This is a genomic window from Paenibacillus sp. Soil522, from assembly GCF_001428245.1.
In the GTDB taxonomy this organism is placed as follows: Bacteria; Bacillota; Bacilli; order Paenibacillales; family Paenibacillaceae; genus Pristimantibacillus.
The window spans coordinates 23,368-33,390 of sequence record NZ_LMRV01000059.1; the positions used below are offsets into that span (position 1 = coordinate 23,368).

Consider the following 10,023-nt stretch of genomic DNA (forward strand, 5'->3'; position numbering starts at 1 on the left):
GAACAGGGTTTTTACTCCCCCGCAAATCCTCGGATTATATACGTAACGACCGTAACCGTCTTATATTGAGGGGGCAACGAAATCTGAACAACAATAATAATTCGGAGGTCATAATCATGGCAAAGAAAAAAGCCAGCGCCCTGTTGGCGGTATTGACAGCGTTCGCAGTATTGACCGGATGTGCAGGTAATTCGGACGGGTCGAATAGCCCCGCAGCGGGGCCGAACAATAATACCCAGACGACAACCGAGACACCCGCAGGAACAAAGAAAGAGCCAGTCAAGATTTCCATTATGGCTAATCTTCATACGCCAGAGGTGCCAGACGACACGATCGAGAAGATGCTGGAAGAAGCGACAAATACAGATCTTAAAATCCAGTGGGTACCGGATGGAAGCTACGACGAGAAGATGAACGCATCATTCGCGACGGGCACACTGCCGCAAGCGACGTACATTAAAAACCAAACCTCGCTCGTTATGTTGCGAGACGCGATTCGGAACGACCAGTTCTGGGAAATCGGGCCGCTACTCGATCAATATCCGAATTTAAAGAAATTGCAAAAGGAAGTATTGGCTAACACATCGGTAGACGGCAAAGTATACGCTCTTTACGCAGAGCGTCCGCTGTCCCGTCAGGGCTTTATCTACCGGAAGGATTGGGCCGACAAGCTCGGGCTTTCCGCGCCGACGACAACAGAAGAATTTTTAACGATGGTTGAGAAATTTACGACGGACGACCCGGACGGAAACGGCAAGGACGATACGATTGGGATGACGGATCGCAGCGATTTTGTTTACGGCGCATTCAAGACGGTAGCTTCCTGGTTTGGCACGCCGAACAATTGGGGAATGCAGGACGGCAAACTGATGCCGGAATTTATGTTCCCTCAATATATGGAGACTTTGCAGTTCTTTAAGCGCATTCATAGTGCAGGCTACATGAACCAAGACTTCCCGGTAACGAGCAAGACCGACCAGCAAAGCTTGTTGCTCACAGGCAAAGCCGGCGTATATGTCGGTTCCATGGGTGACGTGGCGGGCCTGGATCAGAAGATTACTGAAGTAAATCCGGATGCGCTGCTTGACGTCCATCACAAGGTGAGCGGTCCGAACAGCGAATACGGCACCTGGGCGATCCCGGGCTTCGGCTCCGTCGTATTGTTCCCGAAATCCGCCGTGAAATCGGAAGAAGAGTTGAAGGATGTCCTTTCTTTCTATGATCAATTGATGAGCGCTGAGCTGATGAATTTAATCACGTGGGGCATCGAAGGCAAGCATCATACGATTGAAGACGGCAAAGTCATTCCTTCCACAGACACAGCGCTGACAGATCGCGAAACGAAGCCATACTTGTCTCTTCAAATCGGAGGTATTTCCACGATTGACGGAATGCTGGAGGCAAAACACATTCTGCCATCCAAGGCGAAAGCGGAAGAGTTGATCGTCGACAACAACAACTACTTAATCCACGATCCTGCGGCAGCGCTTGATTCCCTTACTTACAATCAAGACGGCGCGCGTCTGCAAGAAATCATTAAAGATGCCTCTTACAAATTCATGTTGGGCAACATTGACGAAGCCGGATTCCAAGCAGCGGTAGATCAATGGCTGAAGCAAGGCGGTCAGAAGATCATCGACGAATATAATGCTTCTTACGCTGCAGCGAAATAATGTCGTTATGTAATGCCGGAGGCTGTGGGAAGCATGCGACAGCCTCCTCATTTTTCTATAGAGAAAGGGAGAAGAAATGATGCGTGATACAGCCGTTGGAAACGCGATGGTCACCAAACCGAAACAAAGTTCAGAACTAAAGAGGAGACTTATTAACAATCGGGCGTTGTATCAAATGATCCTTCCGGGGTTCCTCTTCTTCGTTATCTTTAAGTATATTCCCATGGGCGGATTAGTCATTGCGCTGCAAGATTATCAACCCTATTTGGGCATTCTGAACAGTCCGTGGGTCGGCTTCGAGCATTTCGAGCGACTGTTCACCGAACCGATGTTTTTTACGATTTTACGAAATACGCTGCTGTTATTCTTTATGAACCTGCTGTTTTATTTCCCGATTCCGATCATTCTCGCCTTAATGTTAAACGAGGTCAGGCGGGAAGCGTTTAAGCGAATAGTCCAGACGATCGTTTATATTCCGCATTTCATGTCTTGGGTTATCATTGTGTCGATTTCATTCGTTATGCTTTCCATGGACCGCGGAATCATTAACGAGCTGCTGGTCTTGATGGGCTTGGAAAAAGTGAACTTCTTAATGAGCAATGAGTGGTTCCGGCCGATGTACGTGCTTCAGATCATTTGGAGAGAAGCGGGGTGGGGCACGATTATTTACTTGGCGGCAATGGCGGCAATCGATCCAGGGCTGTATGAAGCGGCCCGTATAGACGGCGCTAACCGTTTTCGTCAAATATGGCACATTACGTTGCCGTCGATTCGCAGCGTCATCATGGTGCTGTTGATTCTGAAAATCGGGGACGTGCTGGAACTTGGCTTCGAACACATCTATCTCCTATTGAACTCCATGAATCGCGAGGTCGCGGAGATTTTCGATACGTATGTTTATACAGCAGGTTTACGTCAAGGGCAGTTCAGCTACAGTACAGCGGTTGGATTCTTTAAGTCTGTCGTCGGTCTTATCTTGGTCATGGGCGCGAACTGGTTATCGAAGAAGTCCGGCGAGGAAGGTATTTATTAATTATTTTAAAAAGGTGGAGTCACCATGGTGCAGGATAAAACGCTGGGAAGCCGCATATTCGATGCGGTTAACTACTCTTTGCTTGTCATTATCGCATTAGTTACTTTCCTTCCTTTCATTCATGTCATTGCCGGTTCGTTCACAACGGTGGGGGAGCTGGCGCAAAAGCAGTTCGTCATCATTCCGACGGTCTGGTCGCTCGACGCGTATAAGTATATCTTTTCAACCAACACGATTATGAAATCGATGGGCGTATCCATCGGCGTTACGATCTTTGGCACGTTGTTCAGTATGGTATTGACCGCGTTAATGGCATACGGCTTGTCGCGCAGAGATTTGGACGGGCGCAGAGGCATTATGTTTATGGTCGTTTTCACCATGTTGTTCAGCGGCGGTATGATTCCTTCGTTTTTAGTTGTGAAGGAGCTCGGGTTGATCGACTCTCTGGCTGCTCTCATCGTGCCAACGGCGATCAATGCTTTCAACTTGATTATTATGCGCAACTTCTTTCAGAATCTTCCGGATGGCTTGGAGGAGTCGGCAAAAATGGATGGGTGCAGCGACTGGGGGATTCTGCTCCGTATCGTGATTCCGCTTTCGATGCCGGCGATTGCAACCATTTCCTTGTTTTATGCGGTAACGTACTGGAATACGTATATGACAGCGATTCTATACTTGAATGATGCAGCGAAGTGGCCGGTGCAGGTTATCCTCCGGCAAATCGTCATTCTGGCAAGCGGCTTGGCTGCCGATACCTCGGGCATGGATGACTTCGTGCGTCCGCCGGAGCAGACAGTGAAAATGGCTGTTATCGTGGTTGCTACCGTGCCTATCCTGCTTGTATATCCGTTCCTTCAGAAACACTTTGCGAAGGGCGCTCTGCTCGGATCGATTAAAGGCTAATTTCGGATTAGGAGAGGAGAAGGGCATTTTGGAAATTACTCCGTATGCTCCAATCGTTGGAGGCAATTACGCCGACCCGTCCATGCTGCGGGTCGGCGATCATTACTATATGACGCATTCTTCGTATAAGCTCACTCCAGGACTCATTATTTGGCAAAGCAGTGATCTCATGAGCTGGAGGCCGGCGGCAGCCGCTTTGCAGCAATATATCGGTGACGTATGGGCCCCGGATTTCACGGAATACAAAGGCACTTATTATATTTACTTCCCGGCGAACCGGTCAAACTGGGTTGTAACGGCATCTCATCCGACGGGTCCGTGGAGCCAGCCGATCGATCTCGGCATCAAGGGCATCGATCCGGGACATACGGTCGGACAGGATGGCAAGCGGTATCTTCATATGTCGGGCGGATATATCGTCGAACTTGCCGAGGATGGTTTATCCGTCGCCGGTGAACCGCGTCATGTGTACGAGAGCTGGCGGTACCCCGACGATTGGGAGGTCGAAGCGTTCAGCTTGGAAGGACCGAAAGTGACGTTTCATAACGGCTATTATTATTTGACGGTCGCCATCGGCGGCACGGCAGGCCCGCCTACCAGCCATATGGCGGTATCGTCACGTTCGCGGACCCCTTTGGGACCGTGGGAGCATTCTCCCTATAATCCGATCATCCATACCGAATCCGCTGAGGAGCGTTGGTGGTCGAAGGGGCATGGGTCGCTCATCGATTCGCCTGACGGCCAGTGGTGGATCGTGTACCATGCTTACTTGAAAGGCTTTCATACCTTAGGTCGGCAGACACTGCTTGAGCCGATCGAGTGGATGGAGGACGGATGGTTCAAGACGGCGCCAAGCAGGTTAGATGTACCGCCGCCGGTCATTGCTCGAGAGCGTTTCAACGGCGATGCCCTTCCTCTGAATTGGCAGTGTGAGGGCTTCTCTCCATCAGACCGGTTCCGCACCGGCCCGGCAGGACTTTCGGTTGAGGGGGCATCCGCCTCCGCGCCGCTCCTGTATATGCCGGCGCATGAACGTTACGAAATCGAGGCGGAGGTGTCGGTCGAAGGGGACGCGGAAGCGAGGGTGCTTCTTTACTATAATGAAGAGGCTTATTTTGGCATAGGGTTGAACGCGGCAGGCGTGCGTCACTTCCGCTCGTTCAAGAACTACTCCACCATGCCCGGCGACACCCGGAAAGCATGGATTCGTATTCGGAACGATGCTCATATTGTCTCGTTATTCTATAGCTTTGATGGGATATTTTGGTCAAAATACGATAAGGTCATCGATGCTTCTGGATTTCATCATAATACGTTCGGCGGTTTTTTGAGTTTGAGAGTCGGTTTGGATACGGTCGGAGACGGGCGCGCGACGTTCCATTCATTTACGTATGCACCGCTAACCAACTTAGGAGGGAACAGAACATGAATCGGCGATTGGCAGACCTATTAGCTTATGGCGACACCTTATTTGATGGCTTTTTCCAATGGCTGGAGGAGCAATATGACGAGAGGTCGGGCGGATTTTTCTACGCAAGGAGCTCGAAGCAGTCCGGGCGGTTTACACCGGATATCGAATCGACGGCTCAGGCTTTTAACATCATTGAACGCTGCGGTCTGCTCGATCGTTTAAGCAATCCTATGAGGGAGAGCGCGATTCAATTCTTCCAATCTAAGCAGGATGAGGCGACCGGATTTTTCTATGATATCAATCCTAATATGAGGTTAGACGACGTTATGGTCGGCCGCGCAGCGGGTTACAGCTTTGGCGCGCTGCGGAAGTTCGGCGCGGAGCCGTTGTATCCGTCGCGGCATCAGAGTGAGGCGACGCCCGCTTATATGGAGTCCTTGCAAACCTTCGGAGCTTGGCTGCGTTCGATCAGTTTAGCGAACAGCTGGCGCGGCTGCGACAAGCTGTCGCATTGCGGCGCGCATCTGGCAGCGATGCCTGCCGATGCAAGAGAGCCATATCAGCGCGAGGTATTTGATTATTTGAACCGTATTCAGAACCCGGAAACAGGATTCTGGGGAGAAGGAACCCCATACACGCAGCTTTCGGGCACTTTCAAGACGCAGCTCTTCTACAATCGGTTCGGCGTGCCGGTTCCGCGCAAGGAACAAATTTACAACTCTACCCTGCGCGTGCTGCGAACGGATACAGCTAATGATATGTGCTATATTCGAAATCTGATCAGCTTGCTATCCTCTATGAAGCTATCCATTCCGCCGGGCGAGCTGACGGAGATTGCGGACATTACGTTGACGAACTTGGCAAAGCTGAAGCGGGAAGACGGAGGATTCTCGCGGGAGCTGGAGCATTCTCCGCCGGCTCCGAACGTAGCGCAGGTAAAGCCGGGCGAGGAATATCCCGATATGCCGATCGCTGTTCCGCTCGGACTTGGTCTTGTTGAGAGCGACATGAATGCGGGAACCCAAGCGGTCTTGATCCGGTACACGCTGCGGGAATTGGCCGAGCTTCCCTTGGAGCATCTTCCGGCGTCCGAAAGCTGGTTCGCGGGAGAAGCGAGCGAGGCTGAATGATCAACACCGGCAAACAAACGGCTCGACTGTCGGGCGAGGCGAATATTACACTGTTTAACCACGGCATCTATCAGTTTGGCAATGCCTTGTCGCTCATCCTTGTGAACTTATACTTGTGGCGGTTAACGAACGACCTGTGGATTAACGGCGCCTTTAATTTTATAGCGCTGATTACCGCACCGATCGCTGCGATGTATATCGGCAAGATCGCAAAGTTAAAGGACCGTCTGTTCGCATACCGGACCGGGATTTTCCTAACGGCCGTATTTTATTTGCTGATCGTGATTAGCGGAGAGCGGATGGCCGATTATTACATCGGCTTCGCCGTGTTGAAGGGTATATCGACCTCGTTCTATTGGTTGGGGCACTTTACGATGATTACGGACGTGACGAATGATGATAACCGCCATAAATATTTAGGCTGGAATCTGATGATTACGAATATCAGCATGCTGGCCGGACCGGCGGTCGCCGGAGGAATCCTCGATTGGTCCGGCGGGATACAAGGGTATACGTACGTCTATTTGCTCGCTTTCGTGATGTTTGCCTATGCCGCGATCAACAGTTTGAAGATGAAGTGTAAGCCGACGCATCACCGGACGTACTATTTGAAATATTCGATTTCGATGATGCGGAAGCACCGCGCATTCGGCAGATCGCTGTGGGGTTGGTTCTTCTTCGGCTTGCCGCAAGGGGTGCTTAGCTATATTCCCGCGATTTTACTGTATGAAGCGGTACCGAGGGAATCGTTCGTTAACTATATGAATGTGTTATTTCTAAGCGTAACGATCCTTTCCGGCTTCGCATTGGCCAGGTGGGGACGCACGGAACGCAATGCTGATTACTTGAGAGTGGCGGCGGCTGGATTTCTGATCGGCTCGGTTCCCCTATATTTCGGCATCTCGCTTTGGACGGTTATTGTGTTCATGCTGCTTTTTTCTTTCGTGAAGCCGCTGCAAAACAATGCGTATACCTCTTTCTACTATAAGCTCAGCAGCGAGCTGCCGCTGGGGGCTCACTTCCGCGTCGAGGCCGTCGTGCTTCGCGAGGTGTTCACGAATGCGGGACGGGCCGCCGGCGTTATAGCGCTAATGATTACGACAAGTCTAGCGGAGACAGCGGCTTTTACATGGGTTTTGACGATCGTCGCTGCCCTGCAGCTGCTTATCGGCTGGCTGGCGTCGCCGCATTTTCCCAACTATCATCTATTTCTTGAAAGGAAGCTGCCCCGTCATGAGTCCAAATGAAATTGCAAAGAAATCGCCGCTGTTCTATGCGCAAGCTGCATGCGATTCTCTTATGTCATTATATTTGCCCGAGGAGCTGCCTCCGGAAGGGCGTTGGCATTATCACCAAGGTATCTTTCTAGAAGGGATGCTGCAGGTATGGAAGCATACGGGCGACGAGAAGTATCTCGAGTACCCGAAGCGGTATGTTGATAAGCTTGTAGACGAGGACGGCAATTTCTTCTTCGCCCGCGACGAGCTGGATGCGATCATGCCGGGACTGCTCCTGCTCACCCTGGATGAGTCCTTCGAGGACCGCAGATACCGCTCGGCCGCAGAGAAGCTGCGCCATCTGTTCAACACGCTGAACAAGACGTCCGAGGGCGCATTCTGGCATAAGGATAAATATCCGTACCAGATGTGGTTGGACGGCTTATACATGGGAGGCGTGTTCGCGCTCCGCTATGCGAATGCATACGGGGATGCCTCCCTTGTGCCGATGGTCATTGCATGGGAGAAGCTGATGCGCAAGCACATGTCCGATGAAGCGACAGGCCTCTTATACCATGCTTGGGATGAAAGCCGGAAGTTCCCATGGTCTAATCCGGAGACCGGTAATTCACCGGAGTTCTGGGGGCGGTCCTTGGGCTGGTACGGCTTGGCATTATCCCAATTTCTCGATATTTTGGCGGAGGATCACCCGGCGCGCCGCGAGTTGCTGGCAGCATTAGGCCGATTCGCAGAAGGCTTAATTCGATTCCAGGATGCGGAGACCGGTCTCTGGCATCAAGTGGTGGATAAAGGCGGCCAGCCGGACAACTGGCTCGAGACTTCATGCACTTCCTTGTTCGTATACGCCATCGTCGGAGCGGCGAAGCACGGGGCGGTCGGCGCCGATGCCTTGGACGCTGCTCGCAAAGGATACCGCGGCTTGATTGAACGGCTGCGTACGGATACGGAAGGGCGCCTGATTGTGCCGAATATATGTATCGGTACATCAGTCGGCGATTACCAAAACTATGTTACACGTCCGGTGAGCGAGAACGACCTGCATGGCGTGGGCGCCTTCATTCTGGCTTGCGTGGCGGTTGCCGAAGCGGAAATCGCGTTATGAGGGAACGTGACATTACCGCCTTTGGGGCGGTCGGCGACGGCGTCTCGGACAATACGGCAGCCATTCGTCTAGCCATCAAAGCATGCGCGCAGGCCGGCGGCGGAATCGTGCGCGTGCCTGCGGGAACCTACGCGACAGGCCCGATTCGGATGGCGAGCGGCATTACTTTATATTTGGAAACCGGGGCGACGCTTCGGCCGGTTCGAAGATTACGAGCCGACATTTACACGCTGGTCCGGCTATGAGTGTTACGGTTACCATCCGCTCATCTACGGGTACCAGTTGGAGCGGGTTGCAATTAAAGGAGAAGGCGTTATTGATGGACAAGGCCAGGCTTGGTGGGCAGCCTATCAACGGCTAAAGCAGGGAGAGAAGGAGGGGATTTCTCCTTATCGAGATGAACTCATTGAACAGAACGCGCATCTCTACCTGACGATGGACAGCACTTATGGACGCGGCTTCGTTCCGCGTTGCGGCGGTGACGAATGATGAGTAAGCAGATGCCGGTCGTTGAGCAGCCAAGCTTCCCTGCGCACACGGTAAGTATCTCGGATTTCGGCGCAGTGGGCGACGGCTCGAGGCTGAATACCGAAGCTATGCAGCAAGCGATCGATGCATGCGCGGCAGCGGGCGGCGGTACGGTGGTCATTCCGGCCGGATTGTGGTTGACCGGTCCGCTCGAGCTGAGGAGCCGTATTCGCTTGCATGCTGAGAAGGGAGCGGTTATCGCCTTTAGCCGTGACAAGGCGCTGTACCCTTTGCTAACGGGCTATTGGGAAGGCCAGACGGCCGTCCGCTATCAGCCGACGATTTCAGGCAGCGGCTTGATGGACATCGCCATCACAGGCGAAGGGGTTTTCGACGGCAACGGGGATGCCTGGCGCCCAGTCAAGGACTGGAAGATGACGAGCAAACAATGGAGCGCATTGCTCGCTTCCGGAGGGGTCGTCGATCTCGAAACAAACATCTGGTGGCCCGATGATGGAGCTATGCCTGGCGGATACTTGAAGAACGTGGATAATTCTTCCCAATTGTTACGCCATGAGCGAATAATGAGGGGATATTTCTTGCCCCATTCTTCTTCGAAACGATCCAGCTCGACGAGCGCGGCTTATTTAACTCGGGGTTTAGAATCAGCACCATTGTAATTGATCAGATATCGTCTTTATTCACTAACACTTATTATACTTGGATCGTTAACATCGGTTCAAGGATACTGGCATACAAGCAGCTATGAATCGGTAGTGAAAAATTTTGCGGTAATTGAAGCTGGGATTTGGACCAACTCGCTTAAGCACCCGAACAACTGGGAAAAGAAAGGTACTTGGCAATAAATGAAATCATAAAAATGACATTTTACATTACGATCTGATCATTTAGTGACAAAAGATAATACGGTGGATGTCATCATTATTATAAAAAAAGCCCTTTTTAGAGAGCCCTGCAAAAGCCTTAATTTTGAGGAAATGGGTATTCCGAGATGGTAAAAGTGATTGAAAAACTAAAAAAGCAGCTCGTTCCTCGTCAGAGGAT

The 10,023-nt window shown here is 51.7% G+C and carries 9 protein-coding genes and 1 pseudogene; 9 read left to right on the forward strand and 1 reads right to left on the reverse strand.

Features of this window, described 5'->3' with window-relative positions; translation table 11 throughout:
* Positions 1–116 precede the first annotated feature (116 nt).
* From ASG81_RS19875 to ASG81_RS32920, 9 genes are all read left to right on the forward strand, one after another.
* Positions 117–1,673 carry an extracellular solute-binding protein gene (locus ASG81_RS19875; protein ID WP_056638171.1) on the forward strand — a complete coding sequence of 519 codons (1,557 nt, stop codon included), beginning with the start codon at positions 117–119 and terminating at the stop codon, positions 1,671–1,673.
* A 79-nt stretch (positions 1,674–1,752) separates the two neighbouring features.
* Positions 1,753–2,706, forward strand: a complete 954-nt coding sequence (locus tag ASG81_RS19880) for an ABC transporter permease (protein WP_056638174.1) — start codon at positions 1,753–1,755, stop codon at positions 2,704–2,706.
* 24 nt (positions 2,707–2,730) lie between these two features.
* The gene (locus ASG81_RS19885) at positions 2,731–3,609 is read left to right on the forward strand and encodes a carbohydrate ABC transporter permease (RefSeq protein WP_028608956.1); all 879 of its coding nucleotides are present in this window, start codon (positions 2,731–2,733) and stop codon (positions 3,607–3,609) included.
* Between the two features lie 28 nt (positions 3,610–3,637).
* Entirely contained in the window at positions 3,638–5,038 is a 1,401-nt protein-coding gene (locus tag ASG81_RS19890) for a family 43 glycosylhydrolase (protein ID WP_056638177.1), read from the forward strand.
* Positions 5,035–6,150, forward strand: coding sequence for a hypothetical protein (locus tag ASG81_RS19895; protein WP_056638180.1), 1,116 nt, complete (start codon positions 5,035–5,037; stop codon positions 6,148–6,150). Before ASG81_RS19890 ends, ASG81_RS19895 begins: the two co-directional genes overlap by 4 nt.
* Positions 6,147–7,397: an MFS transporter gene (locus ASG81_RS19900; protein ID WP_056638183.1), complete on the forward strand. Its 1,251-nt coding sequence runs from the start codon at positions 6,147–6,149 to the stop codon at positions 7,395–7,397. Before ASG81_RS19895 ends, ASG81_RS19900 begins: the two co-directional genes overlap by 4 nt.
* Entirely contained in the window at positions 7,384–8,490 is a 1,107-nt protein-coding gene (locus tag ASG81_RS19905; RefSeq protein ID WP_056638186.1) for a glycoside hydrolase family 88/105 protein, read from the forward strand. Before ASG81_RS19900 ends, ASG81_RS19905 begins: the two co-directional genes overlap by 14 nt.
* Complete coding sequence (locus tag ASG81_RS32915; RefSeq protein WP_056638189.1) at positions 8,487–8,735, forward strand: glycosyl hydrolase family 28-related protein; 249 nt, start codon at positions 8,487–8,489, stop codon at positions 8,733–8,735. The genes ASG81_RS19905 and ASG81_RS32915 overlap by 4 nt, the downstream gene beginning before the upstream one ends.
* Positions 8,736–8,772: 37 nt before the next feature.
* Positions 8,773–8,979, forward strand: a complete 207-nt coding sequence (locus ASG81_RS32920; RefSeq protein WP_056638192.1) for a hypothetical protein — start codon at positions 8,773–8,775, stop codon at positions 8,977–8,979.
* A 505-nt stretch (positions 8,980–9,484) separates the two neighbouring features.
* On the opposite strand, the pseudogene ASG81_RS31115 reads toward ASG81_RS32920, so the two are convergent.
* Positions 9,485–9,598 (reverse strand): annotated as a pseudogene (locus ASG81_RS31115) (transposase); the annotation flags it as partial.
* Positions 9,599–10,023 lie beyond the last annotated feature (425 nt).